The 21,565-nt window shown below is 70.5% G+C and carries 26 protein-coding genes; 14 read left to right on the top strand and 12 right to left on the bottom strand.

From position 1 onward, the window contains the following. Window positions 1-36: 36 nt before the first annotated feature. The gene (locus tag ABD343_RS40450; protein WP_344535864.1) at window positions 37-1,185 is read left to right on the top strand and encodes an alpha/beta hydrolase; all 1,149 of its coding nucleotides are present in this window, start codon (window positions 37-39) and stop codon (window positions 1,183-1,185) included. A gap of 43 nt (window positions 1,186-1,228) precedes the next feature. On the opposite strand, the gene ABD343_RS40455 is transcribed toward ABD343_RS40450, so the two are convergent. From ABD343_RS40455 to ABD343_RS40470, 4 genes are read right to left on the bottom strand one after another with little or no spacing between them, the layout of a single operon-like run. Then, window positions 1,229-1,849 (bottom strand): dihydrofolate reductase family protein, encoded by a 621-nt coding sequence (locus tag ABD343_RS40455; RefSeq protein WP_344535866.1) that lies wholly within the window; start codon window positions 1,847-1,849, stop codon window positions 1,229-1,231. Next, window positions 1,849-2,355 carry an SRPBCC family protein gene (locus ABD343_RS40460; protein ID WP_344535867.1) on the bottom strand — a complete coding sequence of 169 codons (507 nt, stop codon included), beginning with the start codon at window positions 2,353-2,355 and terminating at the stop codon, window positions 1,849-1,851. The genes ABD343_RS40455 and ABD343_RS40460 overlap by 1 nt, the downstream gene beginning before the upstream one ends. A gap of 3 nt (window positions 2,356-2,358) precedes the next feature. Further along, window positions 2,359-2,712, bottom strand: a complete 354-nt coding sequence (locus ABD343_RS40465; RefSeq protein WP_344535868.1) for an ArsR/SmtB family transcription factor — start codon at window positions 2,710-2,712, stop codon at window positions 2,359-2,361. Window positions 2,713-2,742: 30 nt separating this feature from the next. Then, window positions 2,743-3,666 (bottom strand): GNAT family N-acetyltransferase, encoded by a 924-nt coding sequence (locus ABD343_RS40470; RefSeq protein ID WP_344535869.1) that lies wholly within the window; start codon window positions 3,664-3,666, stop codon window positions 2,743-2,745. A 137-nt stretch (window positions 3,667-3,803) separates the two neighbouring features. Between ABD343_RS40470 and ABD343_RS40475 the strand changes: the two genes are divergently transcribed. From ABD343_RS40475 to ABD343_RS40485, 3 genes are all read left to right on the top strand, one after another. Beyond that, window positions 3,804-4,193 carry a helix-turn-helix domain-containing protein gene (locus ABD343_RS40475; protein ID WP_344535871.1) on the top strand — a complete coding sequence of 130 codons (390 nt, stop codon included), beginning with the start codon at window positions 3,804-3,806 and terminating at the stop codon, window positions 4,191-4,193. Window positions 4,194-4,222: 29 nt separating this feature from the next. Further along, a complete protein-coding gene (locus tag ABD343_RS40480) occupies window positions 4,223-4,891 on the top strand; it encodes a hypothetical protein (RefSeq protein WP_344535872.1) in 669 nt (222 codons plus the stop codon). Window positions 4,892-5,040: 149 nt separating this feature from the next. Further along, on the top strand, window positions 5,041-5,391 hold the full coding sequence (locus tag ABD343_RS40485) for a DUF2516 family protein (RefSeq protein ID WP_344535873.1): 351 nt from the start codon (window positions 5,041-5,043) through the stop codon (window positions 5,389-5,391). On the opposite strand, the gene ABD343_RS40490 is transcribed toward ABD343_RS40485, so the two are convergent. Both ABD343_RS40490 and ABD343_RS40495 read right to left on the bottom strand, forming a co-directional pair. Continuing rightward, entirely contained in the window at window positions 5,392-7,035 is a 1,644-nt protein-coding gene (locus ABD343_RS40490; RefSeq protein WP_425578389.1) for a PP2C family protein-serine/threonine phosphatase, read from the bottom strand. It lies immediately after the preceding gene. Window positions 7,036-7,277: 242 nt separating this feature from the next. After that, window positions 7,278-8,360: a C40 family peptidase gene (locus ABD343_RS40495; protein ID WP_425578390.1), complete on the bottom strand. Its 1,083-nt coding sequence runs from the start codon at window positions 8,358-8,360 to the stop codon at window positions 7,278-7,280. A 473-nt stretch (window positions 8,361-8,833) separates the two neighbouring features. On the opposite strand from ABD343_RS40495, the gene pstS reads away from it, so the two are divergent. The 4 genes from pstS (at window position 8,834) to pstB (ending at window position 12,973) form a co-directional block, all read left to right on the top strand. Beyond that, on the top strand, window positions 8,834-9,958 hold the full coding sequence (gene pstS, locus ABD343_RS40500) for a phosphate ABC transporter substrate-binding protein PstS (protein WP_344535874.1): 1,125 nt from the start codon (window positions 8,834-8,836) through the stop codon (window positions 9,956-9,958). A gap of 162 nt (window positions 9,959-10,120) precedes the next feature. Next, window positions 10,121-11,116, top strand: a complete 996-nt coding sequence (gene pstC, locus ABD343_RS40505) for a phosphate ABC transporter permease subunit PstC (protein ID WP_344535875.1) — start codon at window positions 10,121-10,123, stop codon at window positions 11,114-11,116. Continuing rightward, window positions 11,113-12,183, top strand: coding sequence for a phosphate ABC transporter permease PstA (gene pstA, locus ABD343_RS40510; RefSeq protein WP_344535876.1), 1,071 nt, complete (start codon window positions 11,113-11,115; stop codon window positions 12,181-12,183). The genes pstC and pstA overlap by 4 nt, the downstream gene beginning before the upstream one ends. Before the next feature lie 13 nt (window positions 12,184-12,196). After that, on the top strand, window positions 12,197-12,973 hold the full coding sequence (gene pstB / locus ABD343_RS40515; RefSeq protein WP_344535877.1) for a phosphate ABC transporter ATP-binding protein PstB: 777 nt from the start codon (window positions 12,197-12,199) through the stop codon (window positions 12,971-12,973). 139 nt (window positions 12,974-13,112) lie between these two features. Here the strand turns inward: pstB and ABD343_RS40520 are convergent, their stop codons facing one another. Next, window positions 13,113-14,108, bottom strand: a complete 996-nt coding sequence (locus ABD343_RS40520; protein ID WP_344535878.1) for an inorganic phosphate transporter — start codon at window positions 14,106-14,108, stop codon at window positions 13,113-13,115. Between the two features lie 6 nt (window positions 14,109-14,114). Beyond that, window positions 14,115-14,735 (bottom strand): DUF47 domain-containing protein, encoded by a 621-nt coding sequence (locus ABD343_RS40525; RefSeq protein ID WP_344535880.1) that lies wholly within the window; start codon window positions 14,733-14,735, stop codon window positions 14,115-14,117. Between the two features lie 196 nt (window positions 14,736-14,931). On the opposite strand from ABD343_RS40525, the gene ABD343_RS40530 reads away from it, so the two are divergent. Then, on the top strand, window positions 14,932-15,318 hold the full coding sequence (locus ABD343_RS40530; RefSeq protein ID WP_344535881.1) for a metal-sensitive transcriptional regulator: 387 nt from the start codon (window positions 14,932-14,934) through the stop codon (window positions 15,316-15,318). Between the two features lie 16 nt (window positions 15,319-15,334). Here the strand turns inward: ABD343_RS40530 and ABD343_RS40535 are convergent, their stop codons facing one another. Both ABD343_RS40535 and ABD343_RS40540 read right to left on the bottom strand, forming a co-directional pair. Further along, window positions 15,335-15,535: a hypothetical protein gene (locus ABD343_RS40535; protein WP_344535913.1), complete on the bottom strand. Its 201-nt coding sequence runs from the start codon at window positions 15,533-15,535 to the stop codon at window positions 15,335-15,337. Window positions 15,536-15,702: 167 nt separating this feature from the next. Beyond that, window positions 15,703-16,551 (bottom strand): SCO4651 family lipoprotein, encoded by an 849-nt coding sequence (locus ABD343_RS40540; protein ID WP_344535882.1) that lies wholly within the window; start codon window positions 16,549-16,551, stop codon window positions 15,703-15,705. Between the two features lie 98 nt (window positions 16,552-16,649). Between ABD343_RS40540 and ABD343_RS40545 the strand changes: the two genes are divergently transcribed. Then, window positions 16,650-16,898, top strand: a complete 249-nt coding sequence (locus ABD343_RS40545) for a hypothetical protein (protein ID WP_344535883.1) — start codon at window positions 16,650-16,652, stop codon at window positions 16,896-16,898. Window positions 16,899-16,982: 84 nt separating this feature from the next. Here the strand turns inward: ABD343_RS40545 and ABD343_RS40550 are convergent, their stop codons facing one another. Further along, on the bottom strand, window positions 16,983-17,768 hold the full coding sequence (locus ABD343_RS40550; RefSeq protein ID WP_344535885.1) for a phosphatase PAP2 family protein: 786 nt from the start codon (window positions 17,766-17,768) through the stop codon (window positions 16,983-16,985). A gap of 246 nt (window positions 17,769-18,014) precedes the next feature. Beyond that, window positions 18,015-19,001: a C40 family peptidase gene (locus tag ABD343_RS40555; RefSeq protein ID WP_344535886.1), complete on the bottom strand. Its 987-nt coding sequence runs from the start codon at window positions 18,999-19,001 to the stop codon at window positions 18,015-18,017. A gap of 283 nt (window positions 19,002-19,284) precedes the next feature. Between ABD343_RS40555 and ABD343_RS40560 the strand changes: the two genes are divergently transcribed. The 4 genes from ABD343_RS40560 to ABD343_RS40575 are packed head-to-tail and all read left to right on the top strand — an operon-like array spanning window position 19,285 to window position 21,484. Continuing rightward, the gene (locus ABD343_RS40560; RefSeq protein WP_344535914.1) at window positions 19,285-19,593 is read left to right on the top strand and encodes a hypothetical protein; all 309 of its coding nucleotides are present in this window, start codon (window positions 19,285-19,287) and stop codon (window positions 19,591-19,593) included. A 47-nt stretch (window positions 19,594-19,640) separates the two neighbouring features. Beyond that, window positions 19,641-20,291: an O-methyltransferase gene (locus ABD343_RS40565; RefSeq protein ID WP_344535888.1), complete on the top strand. Its 651-nt coding sequence runs from the start codon at window positions 19,641-19,643 to the stop codon at window positions 20,289-20,291. Then, window positions 20,288-20,665 (top strand): DUF397 domain-containing protein, encoded by a 378-nt coding sequence (locus ABD343_RS40570; protein WP_344535889.1) that lies wholly within the window; start codon window positions 20,288-20,290, stop codon window positions 20,663-20,665. The genes ABD343_RS40565 and ABD343_RS40570 overlap by 4 nt, the downstream gene beginning before the upstream one ends. Window positions 20,666-20,674: 9 nt before the next feature. After that, window positions 20,675-21,484, top strand: coding sequence for a maleylpyruvate isomerase family mycothiol-dependent enzyme (locus tag ABD343_RS40575; protein ID WP_344535890.1), 810 nt, complete (start codon window positions 20,675-20,677; stop codon window positions 21,482-21,484). Window positions 21,485-21,565 lie beyond the last annotated feature (81 nt).

Consider the following 21,565-nt stretch of genomic DNA (forward strand, 5'->3'; position numbering starts at 1 on the left):
CGGATCCTGCGGGGCGTCTCCGCCGCCCTCGCCTCGTTGCTCGCGTTCCTGGCCCTCGCCATCATCCTGGGCGCGTACTTTCCGGCCCTACCCAAGGTGGGGGTGATCGGGCCGGTGCTCGGCGGACAGTACCCGTTCCACATAGCCCTCCTCGCCCTCGTCGCGGCCGTACTCGCCGCACTGGCCTGGCGTTCGGGCCTGGTGCGCTGGGGGCGTACGGTCACCGCCCTCGCGACCCTGTGTGCCATGGGCGCGCTGGCCATCGGGGGAATCCAGTTCCGGGCCGCGCAGAACGCCGGCGTGGACATCTCCCTGGGCCAGGCGTTCACCGAACTCGCCTATCCGGCGGTGAAGCCGGACGCGACCGAGACGTACGCGAGCCCCGACGGCACGCCGCAACGGGTGGACGCGTACCTGCCCCAGAGGTCAGGGAAGACCGGGAAATCCGGGAAATCCGGGAAGGGCGACGGGATCCCCGCCGTCGTACTCGCGCACGCGGGCGGCTTCCACACCTTCGACAAGAGCGACCTGCGCGGCACCGGCCGCTGGCTCGCCGACCACGGCGTCGCCGTCTTCGCCGTCGACTACCGCCTTGCCGGGCCCGACCGTCCCACCTGGGACAAGGCCCCGCAGGACCTCGCCTCGGCGCTGGGCTGGGTGCGGAAGAACGCCGATACGTACGGGATCGACAGCGGACGGGTCTCGCTCGGCGGCATGTCGGCGGGCGGCACCCTGGCGATGAACACGGCCTACCGCCTCCACAACGGCACCCTCAAGGCCCCCGAGGGCGCCACCCCCGCGCCCCCGGCCTCCGTCATCGGCTTCTACCCCGGTACCGATGTGACGCGGATGTGGAAGGACGACGTGGCCGGAACCCGCGAGGCGGCGGAGATGTTCACCGGCGGCACTCCCGAGCAGTACCCGGACCGCTATCGCGAGGTGTCCCCGACCAACGACGTCCGGCCCGGCCTGCCCCGCACCCTGCTCGTGGTCGGCGACCGCGACCGCAGCGCCCGCCCCGAGACCGTCACCGGCTTCGGCGACGCGCTCAAGAGGCAGGGCGTGGACACCGAGGTCCGGGAACTCCCGTTCGCGGAGCACGCCTTCGACGACGCGTACGGCAGCCTCACCTCGCAGACGAGCCGCCAGATCCTGCTCGACTTCCTCACGGCCGACGAGCACTGAACCCGGGATCAGGAGGGCTGTCCGCTCACCGGGTCCGGGACGGTTACCGCTCCCGGACGGTGTAGGTCAGGTGCGTCACCTTCGGGGAGTGCTCCGCGCGGACCTGTTCCAGGGCCACGCGCCCGGCGTCCACGCCCTCGAACAGGCGGACTCCGGTGCCGAACAGCACGGGTGACAGCGCGATCGAGAACTCGTCGACCAGGCCCGCGTTCACGTACTCCAGGATCGTCGCGCCGCCGCCCGCGATGCGTACGTCGCGGTCGCCGGCGGCCTCGCGGGCCTGGTCGAGGGCGGACTCGATGCCGTCGTTGACGAAGTGGAAGGTGGTCCCGCCCGGCCGCTCCCAGGGGTCACGCTTCTCGTGCGTCACGACGAAGACCGGGGTGTGGAACGGCGCCTCCTCCGGCCACATCTCCTCGCCGGCGTCGAACAGGCGCTTGCCCATCACGCTCGCGCCGGTGCGCTCGAACGTCTCCCGCAAGATGTCGTTGTCGCGCCCCTCCTTGCCGCCCCCGCCCATCTTCAGGTTCTCCCGGAAGAACCGCTGCGGGAAGACCCATCCCTGGAGCTCCATCCACTGCCGCCCCATCAAGTCCTCGGAGGACTCGGGCGCGATGAAACCGTCCAGCGACATCGACACGCTGAAGAAGACCTTCCCGGCCATCAGTCCTCAGCTCCCTTCCGCAGGTTCTCGGTGACGTACGCGGCCAGGTTGCCCAGGGTCTGCCGGCCCGCCTCGATCGCGTGGTACTTCTCGACCGCCTCGTCGCGCTGCTCCTTGGTGGGGAACGTCGTGTGCATCTCGATGCGGGTCGACGTGCCTTCGGGCTCGAACGTCAGAACCGACTCGAAGGCGTTCGGGTCGTCGCGGGTCTCGCCGTGGAGCATCGCGATCCGTTCCGGCGGGGCCAGCTCGGTCCAGGTGATCCACTCCTGGTAGTCCGTCCCGTCCGGTCCGTGCATCACGAAGTCCCACGCCCCGCCGACGCGGAACTCGAAGGCCCGCGTGGTGGTGGTGAACCCTTCCGGGCCCCACCATCCCGACAGGTGCCGGACGTCGGTGAACGCCTCGAACACCAGCTCCCGTGGGGCGTCGATGATCCGGGAGATGACGATCTCGCGGTCGGCTGTCGGCGAGTGCGACGGCGCTCCTCGTCCTGTCGTGCCCATCAGTTACTCCGCTTCCCTTGCCTGTTGCCTTGTCTGCTTCAGGTCCTGCACGTAGGCGTCCAGCCGGTCGAAGCTCTCGTTCCAGAACTGCTCGAAACCACCGGTCCACTCGTGGACGGGACGCAGCCCGGCGGCGTCGAGGCCGTACAGCCGCTGCTTGCCTTCCCTGCGGTCGCGCACCAGTCCGACCTCCCGGAGCACCCGCAGATGCTTGGACGCCCCCGGCTGGGTCATCTCCAGCTCCCGGGCCAACTCGGTCACCGACCGCTCACCCGACCGAAGCAGCACCAGGATCTCCCGGCGCTGCGGCTCGGCGATCGCGTTGAAGACGTCCGACGTCGTCGCTGCTCGTGCCATGGATCAATCATATGCCCATATCGGCATGCGTCAAGCGCGGCCCGGGGAGAACCTGTACCCGGCGAAGTCGGCGACGTGGGCGTATCCGATGCGCCGGTAGAGGGCGTTGCTGGTGGGGTTGGCCGGGTCGGCGAACAGGACGACATCCGTGGCGCCCGCGGCCAGCGCGGCCCTGCTCACCTCGACCGTCACGGCGCCCGCGTAGCCGCGGCCCCGCAGGTGTGCCGGGGTGTAGACGGGGTCCACCCGGACCATGCCGCCGACGAGCGAGGTCGCGGCCGCCATGGAGACGGGGGTGCCGTCCGGGGCGGGGGTCTCCCAGAACGTGAAGTGCCTGTCGCCGAAGCGCGAGGCGGCCCAGGAACCGGCGTCGATCAGGTCGACGGAGGACCGCTCCCCGACTTCGACGCAGAACTCCCGGCACCAGCGCACGACTTGCTCGCGGTCCGTTCCGCCCGCGACCCGGCCCCGGCCCGCCGGGCGCGGCCGCGGCGGGGCGAGCGTGCCGAGACGGTTGAGATGAGTCCGCCAGAAGGGCACCGGCACGGCGCCGGTGCGCCGCCGCCACGCCTCGGCGAAGGCCCCGGCGGTGTCGTGGTCCGCGATGACGTCGGCGGGGAAGCGGCCGAGGGCGGCCAGCCGAGCAGCGAGCGCGTCCGCCTGCTCGGCGGAGAGAGGAGTGAGGACCAGGCGGCCGCGCGGGGCGAGAGAGAAGACCGCGCGGACCTCGCCCCCTGATTCCAGCCGGCCGAGGACGGCGGCTCCGGCGTCGCGTTCGGCCGCGCCGCGTATACGCGTGCGCATGCACGCGCGTATCCGAACGCGGAGTTTCTCGATGTCCGTCAGCGACATGTTGTGCAGGGCGGGCCGCGAGCGCAGGAAGCCTCCGGCCCGGGCGAGGAAGCCGTCGATGCCGTCGATGCCGTCGGTGAGTTGCCAGTCGTCCGGGCGCATGCCTCATGCTCCCGGACGGCACCGGCCCGGCGGGAACGCTTGCCCGGAGGGGCGGGAACACATCCCCGGCATCCCCTAGGGGAACACTTGCAAGCGGGTCGCTTGCAAAAGCTAGCACTCGGGTGCACCCTGGGGGCATGGCCTCTCTCAATGTGGGGAATCTCGGCGAGTTCCTGCGGGAGCAGCGGCGGAACGCGAAGCTGTCGCTGCGCCAGCTCGCGGATGCCGCCGGGGTCTCCAATCCCTATCTGAGCCAGATCGAGCGGGGCCTGCGGAAGCCGAGCGCCGAGATCCTCCAGCAGTTGGCGAAGGCGCTGCGGATCTCGGCGGAGACGCTCTACGTCCAGGCGGGGATCCTCGACGAGCGCGACCGCGAGGACCTGCTCCAGGTCCCGGCCGCGATCATGGCCGACCCGTCGATCAACGATCAGCAGAAGCAGGCGCTGCTCCAGATCTACGAGTCCTTCCGCAAGGAGAACGGCACCGTCGCGGGAGACGCGGGGGCCGCCGCCGAACAGAGCCCGTAACACGTCCAGTTCACCGGAGGCACACCCTCATGCCCAACACCAACGACCTGCGCAAGACCCTCACCGACCCGACCCCCCTCTACTTCGCGGCGGGCGTCCTCGACAAGATCCGCGAAGAGGCGCCGCAGCGCATCGCGGCCGTGCGCGAGACGGACCCCCGCGAGTTCCAGGCGAAGGTCTCCAAGCAGGCCAAGGAGACCCAGGCCAAGGTCACCGAGACGCTCGGCGGCATCGACACCGACATCAAGAAGCTCCGCGAGCAGGCCCAGCACCTGGCGCTCCAGAGCGTCGGCTTCGCCGCCGAGTACGCGGTCAAGGCCCGCGAGGCCTACGACGAGTACGCCGTGCGCGGCCGCGAGGCCGTCAAGAACTGGCGCGGGGAGGACGAGTCCGAGGCCCCGCAGGTCACCGTCGAGCGCGAGCCGGTCAAGGTCGCCGAGCCCCCGGTCGAGGAGCCCGCACCCTCTGCCACGGCCACCGGCACGACCACGGCTTCCACGCCTACGGCCTCGGCCACGGAGAAGCCCGAGTCCGGAGCCGCCAAGGCCAAGCCCTCCGCGGCGAAGAAGACGAACGGCGGCGGCACCGCCCGTAAGTCCACCACCACGCGCAAGGCCGCCCCGAAGCCGGAGTCGAAGACCGAGTCCAAGATTGAGCCGAAGAGCGGGCCGAAGTCGGGGCCGAAGACCGAGTCGTGACCGACCGGGGCGCCCGGGGCAGCCGGGACGCCCGGCGCGGCCGGGATGGGCCGGGCATCGCTCGAGTGCCCGGTCCGACCGCCTCGTACTGGGGTACGGTGGCGGCGACGGGAGCGCCTGACCTCACAGGACCAGGAGTGTGAAACACCATGCTGATGGAGGGCTTCGGCACACTGCTTTGGCTGATCACACTCGTGGTGCTCGGCCTCGCCGTGTTCGCCTTCGTCGACGCCGCGATCCGGCGCGAGGACGCCTACCGCGCCGCGGACAAGCAGACCAAGCAGTTCTGGCTGATTCTCCTCGGCCTTGCCGTCGTCGTGAACCTCGTGCAGATCCCCGGGCTGGGCATGCTGCTCATGCTCGTCGGCCTGATCGCCAGCATCGTCTACATCGTGGACGTCCGCCCCGCGCTCAAGCAGGTCGCGGGCGGGGGACGCGGTGGCCGCCGCGGCGGCGGAAGCAGCAGCGACGGCCCGTACGGCCCGTTCAACGGGCGGTAGTCAGTCGCGGTCCAGCAGGATCACGGCCACGTCGTCCGTCAGCTCTCCGCCGTTGAGCGCGCGGACGTCGCCCATGGTGGCGTCCAGCAGGGCCTCGCCCCGCGCGCCCTCGGACATCCGGCGGGCGACGATGCTCAGCATCCCCGACTGCCCGAGCCGCTCCCGGGTACGCCCGCCACGGGCTGCCGGACCGGCCGGCTCGCCGCCGATACGGCCCTCGATCAGCCCGTCCGTATACATCATCAGGCTCCAGGCGCGGCCCAGCTCCACCTGTCTGCGGGGCCAGCGGGCCTTGGGCAGCAGCCCGAGCGCGGGCCCTCCCTCGTCGTACGGCAGCAGCCTCGGGGCCGCGCCGCCGCTGCCCACGAAGAGCGGCGAGGGATGCCCGGCCAGGCAGACGCCCGCGCTGCGCCCGTCGGGGGCTATGTCGACCGTGCAGAGCGTGGCGAAGATCTCGTCGCTCGCCCGCTCGTGCTCCAGCACCTTCTGCAGGTTGCCCAGCAGCTCGTCGCCGCAGAGCCCGGCGAAGGTGAGGGCGCGCCAGGCGATGCGCAGCTCGACGCCGAGTGCCGCCTCGTCGGGGCCGTGGCCGCAGACGTCCCCGATCATGGCGTGCACGACACCGTCGGCGGTGCGGACGGTGTCGTAGAAATCGCCGCCCAGCAGGGCGCGGGAGCGCCCGGGGCGGTAGCGCGCGGCGAACTTGAGCTCGCTGCCCTCCAGCAGCGGACGGGGCAGCAGCCCGCGCTCCAGGCGGGCGTTCTCCTGCGCGCGCAGCCGGGACTCGGTGAGCTGCCGCTGGGCCAGATCGGCCCGCTTGCGCTCGACCGCGTACCGGATGGCGCGGCTCAGGAGGCGGCCGTCCAGCTCGTCCCGGAAGAGGTAGTCCTGCGCGCCGACGCGTACGGCCTCCGCGGCGCGCTCGGCATCGGCGCCGTCGGTGAGGGCGAGGACGGCGTGGCGGGGCGCGAGGCGCAGCACGTGCCGCAGGATGTCCAGCTCGCCGGCGACGTCGGGCAGCTCCCGGCCCTTCCCGCCCTCACCGGACGCGGCCGGCTCGCCGCACTCGGCGACGCCGGTCAGCGCGAGGTCGAGCAGGATGCAGTGGACGTCGTCGGTGAGCAGGCGCTGGGCCTCCGTGAGATTCCGCGCGGTGCGCACGCGGACCGGCCTGCCGGAGGCGTCGAGCATCCGGGGCACGCTGACGGGGCCCGCCGGGTCGTCCTCGATGACGAGCAGCGTCAGACCGTGCACGGACTCCGCCATGGCCCCCGCGCCCGTCATGGACGCCACATCCGCAGCGGACCCCGTGTCCCCCGCAGACCCCGCGTCCACAGCGGCGCCCGTGACGGACCTCGCGTCCGGAACGGAACCCGTATCCACGGCGGGCCCCGCATCAGTGACGTCCGCGTCGTCCATCGCGGCCGCCGCGTCCGTGGCAGCCGCCGCGTCCGTGACGCCCGCCACGGCCCTGTTTCCCACAGCGCTTCCCACAGCGTTCCCCACGGCCGCCGAAGCGGCCGTCGCGTCCGCCGTGGCCGTGGCGTCCGCCGTCGCGGCCGCGGTAGCCGTCGCGTCCGCGGCGTCCGCCCCGGAGGGCGGCGGCGGGAACGCCGCGCTCTCCTGCCGCACGCTTACGGGCATGATGTGTCCTCTTCCCTCCCCCCGAGGGCGCGGTGGCGGGCCAGACGGCTCCGCCACTCGGTCGGCCCGGGGCGGTGTGCGATGGTCGGCTGCACGTCATCCCGGGCTGTCCGAGAGGACCTTAGCGCCCTCGCGCGCGCGTACGGAATGGCGCAGAGTAAAACGCCTCTGGCATATGCCCCCGGTTCAGGGGGAGTTGGTCCGGACGCCGCCTGTCGCAGTGAGCGGGTACATGACCAACGTCACTTGTCGGGGCGCACAACCCCCAGGATGGGCATGGTGCCCGCGCCCTCCACGGTGATCTGACGCCCCGTGCGCGGGGCGTGCAGCAGGGCGCCGTCCCCGACGTATATCCCTACGTGGCTCGCGTCCTTCTTGTAGATGATCAGGTCGCCGGGGCGCATCTTCTCGACCGGGACGCGGGGCAGGCTCTTCCACTGCTCCTGGGAGGTGCGCGGGATGCTCTTCCCCGCCGCCGCCCACGCCTTCATCGTGAGGCCCGAGCAGTCGAAGGTGCCGGGGCCCTCGGCCCCCCACTCGTAGTCCTTCCCGATCTGCTCGGTGGCCCAGGCGATGGCGCGCTTGCCCGCCGGGGAGGCGGTGCCCGCGCCCTTGCCCAGCTTCTTCAGCTTCTTCATCGCGTCGGATTTCAGCCACTTCGCCTGTGCCGCCTGGGCGGCCTGGCGCTCCAGCTCGCGCAGCCGCTTGCGCTCGGCCTCGGCCAGCCGGGACTCCATCCCCTCGGCCCGCGCTATCTGCGACTTGATCTTCTTCTTGGCGCGGGCCTTCTTCTTCCGGTTGGCCTCCAGCTTCTTCCACTCGTCCGTGGCGCTCTTCGCGTACCGGTCGAGCTTGGTCTTCGTGCTGGTCAGGCTGCCGATGAAGCCGCGCGTGGCGTGCTGGCCCTTGCGGACGAGGGAGACGTCGCGCAGGAAGCTCTCCGGATCGTTCCCCAGCATCAGCTTGGCCTCGTCCGGCATGCCGCCCTGCCGGTACTGGGCGCGGGCCATCGCGCCCGCCGTGTCCTTCAGGCCGTCGAGCCTGCCCTGGGTGTCGTCGATCTTCTTGGCGATCTTGACGATGGCCTTCTGCTGCTTCTTGGTCTTGGCCTCCGCCGCGTTGTACGCGTCCGTGGCCGAGCCCGCCTTGTCGTGCAGCCGCTCGATCTCCTTGCGGACCTGCTCCAGGCTGGGCTTCTTCCCGCCCGGCGGGACGTCCGGCGGTGCGGGCTGCGCGCTCGCGGCGCCCAGCGCGGGCCCGGCCAGCATTCCCATGGCACACGCCACGACGATCACCGCACGGCGCCCGGTCTCCGGCCTGGTCACCCGGCCCACCCCCAGTTCGTCTGGTCAACCGACGTCAACGCAGCGGATGTTGCCATGTGATCCTCGAAACGAACAGAGCTACGCCTACTCGCGGGTCTGGGCGTGTTTGCGCCGGGCACGCGCATGTGCTGCGACACTTTTCCCGCACCCTCCCCCGGGGCTCCCCGCTCACCCTCCGCGCGCGGCCCGGCCCGCCCCCGCGCGCGACCGCTTCACCGTCTCCGCCCCGGTGAGCGGAACCGCGCCAGGCGTACGGACGAGGTTCACCCTGCGTTCACTCAGCTCCGTTGGCCGATTCACCTCTTCTGCCTAATTTCGGCCTTACGCAGAGCGCGCCACCGCCTACGACGGGAGGTGCGCCGCATAGCCAGATAGACGCAGAAAAACCCAAGAGCCGGCCCCCTCCGGGCCGCACTTCAACACCGCGCGCCGCCGCCTCGGTCCGGCGGGCCCCAGGAAGGAACTGAACCAAAGTGAAGCTTCAGCGCACGAACCGGCTCCGCGCCGTCGCGCTCGGCGCTATCGCGGTCTCCGGCGCCCTGGTCCTCACCGCCTGCGGCTCGGACGACAACTCCGGCGGCTCCGGCGGCGACACCACCAAGGCCGCCAGCAAGATCAAGTGCGATGGTGAGGGCAAGCTGCTCGCCTCCGGCTCCAGCGCGCAGAAGAACGCGATGGACATCTGGACGCAGACCTACCAGTCGGCGTGCAGCAGCACCCAGCTCAACTACAAGCCCACCGGTTCCGGCGCGGGCATCCAGGAGTTCCTCCAGGGCAAGACCGCCTTCGCGGGCTCCGACTCGGCGCTGGAGCCGAAGGAGGTCCAGCAGTCCAAGAAGGTCTGCAAGGGCGGCCAGGCGATCGACCTGCCGATGGTCGGCGGTCCCGTGGCGGTCACGTACAACCTGAAGGGCGTGGACGACCTCGTCCTCGACGCCGAGACCCTCGGCAAGATCTTCGACTCGAAGATCACCAAGTGGAACGACGCCGCGATCAAGAAGCTGAACCCCGACGCCAAGCTGCCGGGCACCAAGATCCAGGCGTTCCACCGCTCCGACGAGTCGGGCACCACCGACAACTTCACCAAGTACCTCAACACCGCGGCCCCGGGCGCCTGGAAGTACGAGCCCTCCAAGGCCTGGGCCGGCAAGGGCGGCCAGGGCGCCGACGGCTCCTCCGGCATCGCGACGAACGTCAAGCAGAACGACGGCGCGATCGGCTACGTCGAGCTGTCCTACGCGACCGGCAACGACCTGAGCACGGTCAAGCTGGACACCGGCGCCAGCGAGCCCGTCGAGGCGACCACGGAGAACGCCTCCAAGGCCATCGCGGACGCCAAGGTCGTCGGCAAGGGCAAGGACCTCGCCCTGGAGCTGAACTACAAGACCAAGGCCGACAGCGCCTACCCGATCACCCTCGTCACGTACGAGATCGCCTGCGACAAGGGCAACAAGAAGGAGTCGCTGGACGCGACGAAGTCCTTCCTGAAGTACACCGCCGGCGAGGACGGTCAGAAGGTGCTCTCCGAGAAGGGCTACGCGCCGATCCCCGACGAGATCATCGCCAAGGTCCGCACCACCGTCGACTCCCTGGCCTGACGGTCCGACGGACGCAGTCACCGCTTCCCCGCGACGCAGCCCCGCTCCGCCCCCTGACGGCCTCCCCGCCGGGCCGGGGCGGGGCCTCGTCCCCCCATCCGGTGCACCGCCATGGCCGCGCGAAGGATCCCCGCAGCGGCCCGCACCCAGACCGGAGAAACCATGGCTATAGCGAATCCGCCCACAGACTCTCCCCCCAGTCCCCCGCCCGCGCCCCTCTCGAACGGCAAGGGCGCCACGCGGCCCGGTGACCGGATCTTCCTCGGCCTCTCGCGCGGCTCCGGGATAGCCCTGCTGGTGATCATGGCCGCCATCGCGGTCTTCCTCACCTGGCGCGCGGCCCTCGCCATCAGCGCCGACGAGGCCAACTTCCTGACCGCCTTCGAGTGGGAGGCCAACGCCGACCCGCCGAAGTTCGGCATCGCGGTCCTCGCCTACGGCACGGTCGTCAGCTCGATCATCGCGATGGTGATCGCCGTCCCCGTCGCCGTGGGCATCGCGCTGTTCATCTCCCACTACGCGCCCCGCAAGCTCGCGGCCCCCCTGGGCTACGTGATCGACCTGCTGGCCGCCGTCCCCTCGATCGTCTACGGCCTCTGGGGCATCCTCTTCCTCGTCCCCCAGCTCACCGGGCTGTACGAGTGGCTGGACGACTACTTCGGCTGGACGGGGATCTTCGCGTACGAGGGCGGTGCGGCCCGCTCGCTCTTCACGGTCGGCATCCTGCTCGCGATCATGATCCTGCCGATCGTCACGAACGTCTCCCGCGAGGTCTTCCAGCAGGCGCCGAAGATGCACGAGGAGGCGGCTCTCGCCCTCGGCGCCACGCGCTGGGAGGTCATCCGCATGTCGGTGCTGCCCTTCGGCCGTTCCGGCGTCATCAGCGCCTCGATGCTCGGCCTCGGGCGCGCGCTGGGCGAGACGATGGCCGTCGCCACGGTCCTCTCCCCGAACTTCCTCATCGGCACCAGCCTCCTCGACCCGGGCGGCGGCACGTTCGCGCAGAACATCGCCGCGGGCTTCAAGGAGGCCGGTTCCATGGGCCGTGACGCGCTCATCGCCTCCGGCCTGGTCCTCTTCGTCATCACCCTGCTGGTCAACGGCGCGGCCCGGCTGATCATCGCGCGCCGCAAGGAGTACTCGGGAGCGAACGCATGACCGAGACCATCGTCGCGGACGCCCCGGTCACCCCGGAGCCCCCGACCCCGACACTCCGCCAGCCCCGGCTGCCGCGCTGGGCCCCGCTGGGCCTCGCCGCCGGCTCCGTGCTCCTCGGCGTCGGTATCGGCGCCGTCGCGGGCCTGGAGAGCCGCATCCAGTGGGGCCTCATAGCCGCGCTGCTCTACATCGTGCTGACCGCCGTCGTCGGCGGGGCCGTCGAGGGCAAGCGCCAGGCCAAGGACCGCCTCGCGACCAGTCTGATCTGGGTCTCCTTCATCCTCGCCGTGATCCCGCTGGCCTCCCTGATCTGGGAGACGATCGCCCGCGGCGTCAAGGTCCTGGACGGGTTCTTCCTGACCCACTCCATGAACGGCGTGATCACGATGGACGAGGGCGGCGGTATCTACCACGCCCTGATCGGCACGCTGGAGCAGGTCGCCATCGCCACGCTGATCGCCGCGCCCATCGGGCTGCTGACCGCGATCTACCTGGTCGAGTACGGCACCGGCAAGCTCTCGAAGGCCGTCACGTTCTTCGTCGACGTCATGACGGGCGTGCCCTCGATCGTCGCGGGCCTCTTCGTCCTCTCGTTCTGGATCATCATCCTGGACTTCGGCTACTCCGGGTTCGCGGGCGCCATGGCCCTGGCGATCCTGATGATGCCGATCGTCGTCCGCTCGACGGAGGAGATGCTCAAGCTCGTCCCGAACGAGCTGCGCGAGGCCTCGCTCGCCCTGGGCGTGCCCAAGTGGAAGACGATCCTCAAGGTCGTCCTGCCCACGGCCGTCGGCGGCATCACCACCGGCATCATGCTCGCCGTCGCGCGCGTCGCGGGCGAGTCCGCGCCGATCCTGCTGCTGGTCTTCGGCTCGGCCCAGATCAACGCCAACCCCTTCGAAGGCGCCCAGTCCTCGCTGCCGTACTACATCTACGAGCAGTGGGCCAACGGCAACGCGCCCAGCTACGACCGCGCCTGGGCAGCGGCCCTCGTGCTGATCGCCTTCGTCATGATCCTCAACCTGGTCGCCCGCGGCATCGCCCGCTGGAAGGCCCCCAAGCACTAAGACGGTGATTCCCATGGCCAAGCGCATCGACGTCAGCGGCCTCTCCGCCTACTACGGCGGCTTCCGCGCGATCGACGACATCTCCATGACCGTGGAGCCCCGCTCCGTCACGGCCTTCATCGGCCCCTCCGGCTGCGGCAAGTCCACGTTCCTGCGCACCCTCAACCGCATGCACGAGGTCACCCCCGGCGGGCGCGTCGAGGGCAAGGTGATGCTGGACAACGAGGACCTGTACGGCTCGGGCGTCGACCCGGTCTCCGTACGCCGCACCATCGGCATGGTCTTCCAGCGCCCCAACCCGTTCCCCACGATGTCGATCTACGACAACGTGGCCGCCGGTCTCCGGCTGAACGGCGACTTCAAGAAGAAGGAGCTCGACGGCATCGTCGAGAAGTCCCTCAAGGGCGCGAACCTCTGGAACGAGGTCAAGGACCGGCTGAACAAGCCGGGCTCCGGCCTCTCCGGCGGTCAGCAGCAGCGCCTGTGCATCGCCCGCGCGATCGCGGTCGAGCCGCAGGTCCTGCTGATGGACGAGCCCTGCTCGGCGCTCGACCCGATCTCGACGCTGGCGATCGAGGACCTGATCGGCGAGCTGAAGTCGAAGTTCACGATCGTGATCGTCACGCACAACATGCAGCAGGCCGCCCGCGTCTCCGACCGCACCGCGTTCTTCAACCTCGCGGAGGTCGGCCAGCCCGGCAAGCTCATCGAGATCGACGACACCGAGCGGATCTTCTCGAACCCCTCGGTCCAGGCCACGGAGGACTACATCTCCGGCCGCTTCGGCTGAGCCGTCCCGGCCGAGCCGGCAACGGCTGAACCGGCCGCGGAAAGGCTGCCCGGCGGTGCTGCATGGCGGTGCCACCGCCGGGCGATCTGGGCCCGTCCCCCTCTCCGGAAAGGGGGACGGGCCTCTGTCGGAGAAGGGGCTAGCCGAAGACCAGCTTCACGGCCCAGTAGATGACCGCGGCGACCACGGCGGCGGCCGGCATCGTGATGAACCAGCCCATGATGATGTTCTTCGCGACGCCCCAGCGCACCGCGCTGACCCGCTTGGTCGCGCCGACGCCCATGATCGCGGAGGTGATCACATGGGTGGTGGAGATGGGCGCGTGGAACATGAACGAGGCCGTGTACATCACGGAGGCGGCCGTCGTCTCGGCCGCGAAGCCCTGCGGCGGGTCCAGCTCGATGATGCGCCGCCCCAGCGTCCGCATGATGCGCCAGCCGCCCGCGTACGTACCCAGCGACAGCATCGCGGCGCACGCGACCTTGACCCATACGGGGATGTCGTTGTGGTCCTGGACGTCGGCGATGGTCAGCGCCATCACGACGACGCCCATCGTCTTCTGCGCGTCCTGGAGACCGTGACCGAGGGCCATGCCCGCGGCCGAGACGGTCTGCGCGATACGGAAGCCGCGCTTGGCCCGGTGCGGATTGGACTTGCGGAAGAGCCACAGGATGACGCACATCACGAGGTAGCCGAGGAGCAGACCGATGATCGGCGAGATGAACATCGGCAGCACGATCTTCTCGATCACGCCCGACCAGTAGACCGCGATGCCGCCCGCGAGCGCCGCGCCCACCATGCCGCCGAAGAGCGCGTGGCTGGACGAGGAGGGCAGCCCGAAATACCAGGTGATGAGGTTCCAGGTGATGGCGCCGACCAGCGCGGCGAACAGGATGGCCATCCCGCTCGACCCGTGCGGGGTCTGGATGAGCCCCTCGCTGACGGTCTTGGCGACCCCGCTGCCGAGGAAGGCCCCGGCGAGGTTCATCACGGCCGCCATCGCGAGCGCGGCGCGCGGGGTCAGCGCCCGGGTGGAGACGGAGGTCGCGATGGCGTTCGCGGAGTCGTGGAAGCCGTTCGTGTACGTGAAGAAGAGCGCGACCCCGACGGTCATGATCAGCGCGAAGGTGTCCACGGAGGGTCAGGACTCCTTGACCGCGATGGTCTCGACGGTGTTGGCCACGTGCTCGAACGCGTCGGCGGCCTCTTCCAGCACGTCCACGACCTGCTTCAGCTTCATGACCTCGATGGCGTCGTACTTGCCGTTGAAGAGGTGCGCGAGCAGCTTGCGGTGGATCTGGTCGGCCTGGTTCTCCAGCCGGTTGACCTCGATCCAGTACTCGGTGAGGTTGTCCATGGTGCGCAGGTTCGGCATGGCCTCCGCGGTCAGCTCCGCCGCGCGGGACAGCACCTCGATCTGCTGCTCGACGCCCTTGGGAAGCTCCTCGATCTGGTACAGCACGACCAGGTCGACGGCCTCCTCCATGAAGTCCATGATGTCGTCGAGGGACGACGCGAGGTTGTAGATGTCCTCGCGGTCGAACGGCGTGATGAACGAGGAGTTGAGCTGGTGGAAGATCGCGTGCGTCGCGTCGTCCCCCGCGTGCTCCGCGGCCCGCATCCGTTCGGCGATCTCGGCGCGTGCGGAGGAATCCGCCCCGAGCAGTTCCATCAGGAGCTTCGAGCCCGTCACGATGTTGTCCGCGGAGGCCGCGAACATGTCGTAGAAGCTCGTCTCCCTGGGGGTCAGACGAAAGCGCACTGGGGGTCCTCGGAATGCGTCGATGTCGGTTGCGTTGATGCTAGGCGCATCATCCGGCCACGGCTAACCGGCGTCCCCCAGTGTCACCCATGGAGACTCGTGGCCAGAACCGGCCTCCGTAAAGTCCGGTACCATATACCCAGGAGGGGTATCCCTCACCTTGTCCCCACTGGAGCACCCCCGGGAGGACCGATCCATGACGACGGCTAAGACCGGCCAGGCCGAAGCGCCGGCGGAGGCGGTGGCGGACACCGTGGCGGAGGCGACCTCCGAGTGCTGTTCCGCACACGCCGCCACGGGCGAGCACGGATACTCGAAGGACAAGGAGGCCCACCTCAAGCGCCTCCGCAGGATCGAGGGCCAGATCCGCGGCCTCCAGCGGATGGTGGACGAGGATGTCTACTGCATCGACATACTCACCCAGGTCTCCGCCTCCACCAAGGCCCTCCAGTCCTTCGCCCTGCAGCTCCTGGAGGAGCACCTGCGGCACTGTGTGGCGCACGCCGCACTCGACGGCGGCGCCGAGATGGACGCCAAGGTCGAGGAGGCCACGGCCGCCATCGCCCGCCTGATGCGGACGTAGGGAGCGCGAGGCGCGGTCAGCGGGAGGTCTGCGGCGCCTCGTCCAGCTCGCCCGCCGCCCGTCTGAGCACCTCGTCGATCCGCGCCAGGCTCAGCGGCTCGTCGGCGGCGGAGGCGGCGATCATCAGCTCGCCGCACAGCTCGATCTCTGCGAGGGCCACGTGGTCCTGGATCACCGAACGGCGCTGACCACGGGTGGCGTCCCAGCCGTCAGGCATCGATTCAGGCACACGTATCACCTCCTGTGCTCCTCAGGTCGAGATGCGGAGCGCTCCGGTTCCAGAGCCCAGTTCCCCAGCGTAGGGACGAGCGCACCCTCCGCGCATGGCACTTACGAACCATTTCCGGCCGGACCCAACACGGCCATGCCCGCCCCGCCAGAGCGCTACGGAAGGGCGATCTTGCCCGCGTAGATGTCCCGGGACGGAGGCATCACGACACGCACGGGTGCCCCGAATCCATGGAGCCGGGTCGTCGACGCGACGTCGATGCCGCCGCCGGCGCTGGCGAAGGTGAACCGGTGCTGCACCTTCCGCAGGCGCGCCTGCCCATCGAGGTAGGCGTCAAACGGAACCTCGTGACCGGAAAACCCTTTCTCCGCCGCCTTCAACTGCCGCCGCGCGTACGGCGGCGCGGCCACCGCCGCCGCCTCGATGTCCACCGAGCCGCTGTAGTGCCAGACCGGCACCCCGTCCAGCTCCTGCCGCCCCTCGTAGCGGATCTTCCGCGCGCCGCGCAGCAGTTCGGCGGCGCTCACCGGATCGGTGGCACCGCCCGTGACGAGGTTCCCGTCGGGCAGCGTGGCCGTCTCCACCCGGACCCACTTGTCGGCGGGGACGCCCTCGCCGCGGTTCTTCATGTAGAGCGCGCCGGGCGCGATGAGCTCCGTGACCGGCCTGCGCTCTCCGGGGCGCGCCCCCGAGGCGCCCTGCGGGAGCGAGACGACGAGCCTGCCGCTGCGCCGCGTGTAGTCGAAGCCGCCCGTCCCCTCGACGGTGACGCGGGTGCCGCCGCTGTCCATCTCCATCGACGTACGGACCCGGGAGGTGCCCGCGCGGTAGAGGGTGTCCGCGGCCTGGCGCACGGCGCTCGCGCCGGGGCGCGAGCCCCCGGGCGGCACCGGGTCGTCGGCGGCCGCACCGCCCTCGGCGCAGCCTGTGGCCGTGAAGAGCGTCACGCTGACAAGAGCCGAGGCGGCGACCGCACCGCCGAGTCCGTGCCACCGCACCGCCATCGCCTGCCGACCTCTCGCACCCGCGCGCGCCCTTGCGTGCGCCCCACCGCCTAACGAGGGCGCCGTACGGGCCGTCACGGGCCGAGTACGGTGGTCACGTGCGAGAGCGAGCCCCCGAACACCAGCCGGACGAGCAGGTCCTCGACACCGCCGCAGGGGACGGGGAGCACGAGGCGACGACGCGCGAGAGAGGGTCGTTCAGCGGTGCCGTGTGCACCTGCGGCTGGCGCGGCCCGGCCCGCAGGGCGCGGGACAGGGCCCGCGCGGACGCCGCTGAGCACGCCCGTACGGGCGGCGCGGACCCGGCTCCGGCCCCGTCGACGGCTCCGCAGGCCCCCTCCGCGTAGGAGATACGGCGAGGGCCGCGCCCGGCGTGGACGCGGCCCTCACTGACCGGGCTGGCCGGACTGACCGGCGGGCCGGGTGCGGCCTCAGGCCGCGAGATCGCGGTCGCCGGAGCCCCGCCGGGAGGCGGAGCCCCGGGCCGTACGGCCGTCCGTGCCGTCCCCGCCGGTCCGGGCCCGCTCGGCACCCGAGGCACCCGAGGCGCCCGCGGACCCCCGTCCGGCCTGGGCACCCGCCGGGCGCGCCGAGGCCGGACCGGCCCACACCAGGGTGTTCAGCCACGCGGCACGGCCGGAGGCGACGCGTACGGCGGGTGTGAGCACCCACATCGCGGCGGGCGCCAGCAGCAGCGCGACGGCGGTGCCGAGCGCGAGGCCGCCGACGACGTCCGTCGGGTAGTGCACGCCCATGTAGACCCGGCAGAAGCCCTCGGCGACGGCGAGGAGGATCGCGGCGAGCCCGAACTTCCGGTTGACCATGAAGATTCCGACGGCGATGGCCATCGTCAGCGTGGCGTGGTCGCTCACGAACGAGTAGTCGGTCTTGCCGTCGATCAGCGGCTCGACGCTCTTGTGGTCCAGGAAGGGGCGCGGTCTCTCCACGAAGCCGCGGATGGGGATGTTGACCACCAGGGCGATCACCGCGGCCAGCGGGGCCCAGAGCAGCCCGGCGAAGCCGGCCACCGCCTCGTCGCGCGACTCCCGCTTGCGCGAGACGCCCCACCAGGCCCAGATCCCGACGAGCACGAGACCGACGGCGATGCCGTACTCGCCGACCCACTCCATGAGCCGGTCGGTCCATGTCGGCGCGTCCTTCGCCAGCCCGTTGATCTCGTAGAGCAGCCCTACATCAGGGTTGTCCCAAACAGCCATCGAGGTGCGGCCCCTTCATTTCTGCTCTGCTGTGCTCGTCGCTGGTCTGCGCGCTGTCAAACCCCCGTGGTCCCCCGAGGCCCTGCCGCCGCGGTCGCTCTGCGGAAGTCCCGTTCCGCAGTGAAAAACGCCCGGCCACCCGCGTGACGTTCCGTTCTTACCGAACGATCACCAGGACGTTACCCAAGAGTGATCCGTTCGCGCAGCTCAGGGCCTATGCCTCACGGACTGTGGTCGTCGTGGCCGCTACTTGGCGGTGGGGCGGGTGGCCCCGAAGTAGTTGGGCGAGTCAATCGGGTCGAAACGGATCTTAGCGCCCGTATAGGGAGCATCGATCATATGTCCCCCACCGACGTAGATCCCCACGTGGTCGATCGACCGTGGATCGTCCAGATCGGTGCCGAAGAAGACGAGGTCGCCGGGGAGCAGCTCGCTCCGCTTGGGGTGCGGCCCCGAGTTCCACTGGTCGTTGGCGACGCGGGGCAGATCGATGCCCACCTCCTCGTACGCCGCCTTGGTCAGGCCGGAGCAGTCGAACTTGCCGCCGTCCTCGGCCGTTCCGTCCCCGCCCCACAGGTAGGGGGTGCCGAGCTTCTCCTGTGCGTAGGAGATCGCGCCGGCGGCCTGCTCCGACGGATTCACGCGGCCCTTGCTCGACGCGAAGCTCTGCTCCATCTTGCGGATGGTCGACACGTAGTTCTTCGTCTCGCGGTACGGCGGGACGCCACCGTACTTGATCACCGCGTACGAACCCGCGTTGTACGCCGCCAGCATGTTGTCCGTCCGGTCGCCGGGGGCGTCCTTCACGTACTTGGCCAGCTTGCAGTCGTAGCTCGCCGCCGAGGGGATCGCGTCCTCGGGGTCCCACACGTCGCGCTTGCCGTCCTTGTTCGCGTCGATCCCGTGCGTCTCCCAGGTGCCCGGGATGAACTGCGCGATGCCCTGCGCCGCCGCGTGGCTCTGCGCCTTGGGCTTCCAGCCGCTCTCCTGGTAGAGCTGCGCGGCCAGCAGGGCGGGGTTGAGCGCCGGGCAGAGATTGCCCCACTTCTGGACCAGCGACGCGTACGCGGCCGGAACCGTGCCCTTCGCCAGGTTCACCGCGCCGCCGCGGGCCGGGCCGCCCGCGAGGTTCGCCGCCGCGACGTACGTCCCCACGACGAGCAGGGCGACGAACAGGGACATGACCCCGAGCCCACCGCCGACGCCGAGCAGCCACAGCTTCTTCCCTCGCACCTCTCAACCATCCCCTATGCGGCCCCATTCCAATGCCGAACCCGGCACCTGGCCATCTTTTCAGCCAACTCCAGCAGGCTCACGAGGGGCGCACGGATGTACGAAAGCCCACACGGGCGCCGAAATCCGCGCAACGGGGGGCCCTGGGCGAAACGTTGAGCCATCCTGTTCAACAAGACCACACCACCGGCTCGCACTTCGGGCGCGCGGGGTCCCCCGCGCGTCACCGGGCCATGGCACAATCCGAGCGAGACAACACTCGAACTTGGGCGGTGAGTTCACCATGCTCCTGGCGGCCGAAAAGGGCGACATCACCACCATCATCGGCGGAATCGCCCCGGACTGGGGCCCCTTCGGCTCCCTCGGCAACGAGGCGCGCGTGATGATCGAGGTCGTGATGGCGGTGGCCATCCTGCTCTGCCTCGGCATCGCCATCTGGGGCGCGGCCAAGCAGCGCATCGGGGCCACGGCCCTGCGCGACACCTTCAGCGCCGAGCAGGGCAAGGGCCTGATCGTCGCCGGACTCACCGGCGTCTTCATCATCGGCTCCCTCGGCACTCTCTTCACCATCGTCTACGGGATGGCGGTCTAGGCCCCAGCGGCCCTGCCCCGTCCGCGTCCGTCCCGGGGAGGAGCCCCATGGAGATCGTCAACCCCGCCCTCAGCGACTATCTGCTCGCGCACTGCACCCCCGCCGACGAGATCCTGCGGGAGCTCGTCGAGGAGACGCACGCGGCCGTCCCCGGGACGACGATGCAGATCACCCAGGACGAGGGCGAGTTCCTCGCCATGCTGGTGCGGCTGACGGGCGCGCGGTTCGCGGTCGAGATCGGGGTCTTCACCGGGTATTCGTCGCTGTGCGTGGCCCGCGCCCTCCCCAAGGACGGACGCCTGCTGGCCTGCGACGTCTCCGAGGAGTGGACGGCCATCGCCCGGCGGTACTGGGAGCGGGCCGGGGTCGCCGACAAGATCGACCTCCGCCTCGCCCCCGCCGTCGAGACCCTGGCCGCACTGCCGGAGGACCAGACGGTCGACTTCGCGTTCGTCGACGCGGACAAGGTGGGCTATCCCGCGTACTACGAGGCGCTGGTCCCCCGCATGCGCCCCGGCGGCCTGATCGTGCTCGACAACGTGCTGCGGCAGGGCCGCGTCATCGACCCCGAGGCCCAGACGGACGCGGACAACGCGATCCGGCGGATCAACGACACGATCGCCGCCGACCCCCGCGTCGAGTCCGTGATGCTGCCGCTGCGGGACGGGGTGACGCTGGCCCGCAAGGTGCCGGCGTGACGGGCCCGTCGCGGGCGCGGAATGACCGTCCGACGCGGAACGGATCTCCGGCGCGGGAAGGGCATCCGGCGCGGGAAGGATCTCCGGCGCGGAAAGGGCATCCGGCGCGGGAAGGATCTCCGGCGCGGGACGGGCTCGAATGGATCCGTGCCACGGACGACCCCTCCCCCGACGCCGCGTGCATCGAGATAGCCGACGGCCCGGACGGCCTGGTCCACATCCGCCAGTCCGACGACCCTGCGAACGTGGTCACCACGACCCGCGCCAAATGGGACGCCTTCGTCCTGGGCGTACGGAACAACGAGTTCGACCACTTCGTCCAGGGCCGACGGGACTCCGATAAGGAGGGGCGGGGCGCCCCGGGCGGCCTCTAGCCTGCCCCCATGGCCCACGCATTCACGCACACGCGCTACTGCGACGAACTGGCCCGCCAGGCCGGGCTGTTCAGGGAAGTGCTGGCCACCGCCGGAACGGCGGGCCTCACCGCACGCGTCCCCACCTGCCCCGACTGGACCCTGCGGCAGCTCACCCTCCACCTCGGGGGCGCGTACCGCTGGTTCGGGGAGATCGTCCGCTCCCGCGCCACGGAGATGGTGCCCGACGAGAACGTTCCCGGTTTCCACGGACCCGGCGACGAGGCGCCCATGGAGGCCCTGGACGCCTGGTTCGCCGAGAGCGCCCAGCTCGCGGTCGAGGAGCTGCGCGCCGCGGGCCCGCACGTACGGGTATGGAGCTGGTCCACCGAGCAGAACCCCGCCTTCTGGGCGCGCCGGGCCGTACACGAGACGGTCATCCACCGCGCGGACGCCTCGTTCGCCGCGGGGACGCCGTTCTCCGTCACGCCCGAGGTGGCCGCCGACTGCCTGGAGGAATGGCTGGAGATCCTCGCCTGCCCCGCCGTCCAGGAGCACCAGGAAGAGCTGCGGGGCCTGCGCGAACACGCCGGGAAGAGCCTCCATCTGCACGCCACCGCCACCGCCCCCGAACTGCGCGCCGAGTGGCTGATCGAGCTGGGCCCGGAGGGATTCACCTGGCGCCGCGAGCACGGCAGGGCCACGGTCGCCGTCCGCGCCCTCCTGACGGACGTCCTGCTCACCCTCTACCGCCGCCTGCCCGCCACCGATCCCCGCGTCGAGGTGCTGGGCGACGCGCCACTGCTGGACGAGTGGCTGTCCCGTACGAGCTTCGGGTGACGCGTCGCGCGGCGCAGCCGCTCATCGCATGAACTGCGTGACGTCTCTTCATCCTGATCGATAACCAGGGCGCAACGCACG

Source organism: Streptomyces albiaxialis, from assembly GCF_039530985.1.
Classification (GTDB): domain Bacteria; phylum Actinomycetota; class Actinomycetes; order Streptomycetales; family Streptomycetaceae; genus Streptomyces; species Streptomyces albiaxialis.

Excerpts from the sequence above, each read along its gene's own strand:
- ABD343_RS40455 (WP_344535866.1), bottom strand. The coding sequence starts at position 1,849 with ATGGCCGGGAAGGTCTTCTTCAGCGTGTCGATGTCGCTGGACGGTTTC.
- ABD343_RS40460 (WP_344535867.1), bottom strand. The coding sequence starts at position 2,355 with ATGGGCACGACAGGACGAGGAGCGCCGTCGCACTCGCCGACAGCCGAC.
- ABD343_RS40465 (WP_344535868.1), bottom strand. The coding sequence starts at position 2,712 with ATGGCACGAGCAGCGACGACGTCGGACGTCTTCAACGCGATCGCCGAG.
- ABD343_RS40470 (WP_344535869.1), bottom strand. The coding sequence starts at position 3,666 with ATGCGCCCGGACGACTGGCAACTCACCGACGGCATCGACGGCATCGAC.
- ABD343_RS40475 (WP_344535871.1), top strand. The coding sequence starts at position 3,804 with ATGGCCTCTCTCAATGTGGGGAATCTCGGCGAGTTCCTGCGGGAGCAG.
- ABD343_RS40480 (WP_344535872.1), top strand. The coding sequence starts at position 4,223 with ATGCCCAACACCAACGACCTGCGCAAGACCCTCACCGACCCGACCCCC.
- ABD343_RS40485 (WP_344535873.1), top strand. The coding sequence starts at position 5,041 with ATGCTGATGGAGGGCTTCGGCACACTGCTTTGGCTGATCACACTCGTG.
- ABD343_RS40490 (WP_425578389.1), bottom strand. The coding sequence starts at position 7,035 with ATGCCCGTAAGCGTGCGGCAGGAGAGCGCGGCGTTCCCGCCGCCGCCC.
- pstC (WP_344535875.1), top strand. The coding sequence starts at position 10,121 with ATGGCTATAGCGAATCCGCCCACAGACTCTCCCCCCAGTCCCCCGCCC.
- pstA (WP_344535876.1), top strand. The coding sequence starts at position 11,113 with ATGACCGAGACCATCGTCGCGGACGCCCCGGTCACCCCGGAGCCCCCG.
- pstB (WP_344535877.1), top strand. The coding sequence starts at position 12,197 with ATGGCCAAGCGCATCGACGTCAGCGGCCTCTCCGCCTACTACGGCGGC.
- ABD343_RS40530 (WP_344535881.1), top strand. The coding sequence starts at position 14,932 with ATGACGACGGCTAAGACCGGCCAGGCCGAAGCGCCGGCGGAGGCGGTG.
- ABD343_RS40535 (WP_344535913.1), bottom strand. The coding sequence starts at position 15,535 with ATGCCTGACGGCTGGGACGCCACCCGTGGTCAGCGCCGTTCGGTGATC.
- ABD343_RS40540 (WP_344535882.1), bottom strand. The coding sequence starts at position 16,551 with ATGGCGGTGCGGTGGCACGGACTCGGCGGTGCGGTCGCCGCCTCGGCT.
- ABD343_RS40550 (WP_344535885.1), bottom strand. The coding sequence starts at position 17,768 with ATGGCTGTTTGGGACAACCCTGATGTAGGGCTGCTCTACGAGATCAAC.
- ABD343_RS40560 (WP_344535914.1), top strand. The coding sequence starts at position 19,285 with ATGCTCCTGGCGGCCGAAAAGGGCGACATCACCACCATCATCGGCGGA.
- ABD343_RS40565 (WP_344535888.1), top strand. The coding sequence starts at position 19,641 with ATGGAGATCGTCAACCCCGCCCTCAGCGACTATCTGCTCGCGCACTGC.
- ABD343_RS40575 (WP_344535890.1), top strand. The coding sequence starts at position 20,675 with ATGGCCCACGCATTCACGCACACGCGCTACTGCGACGAACTGGCCCGC.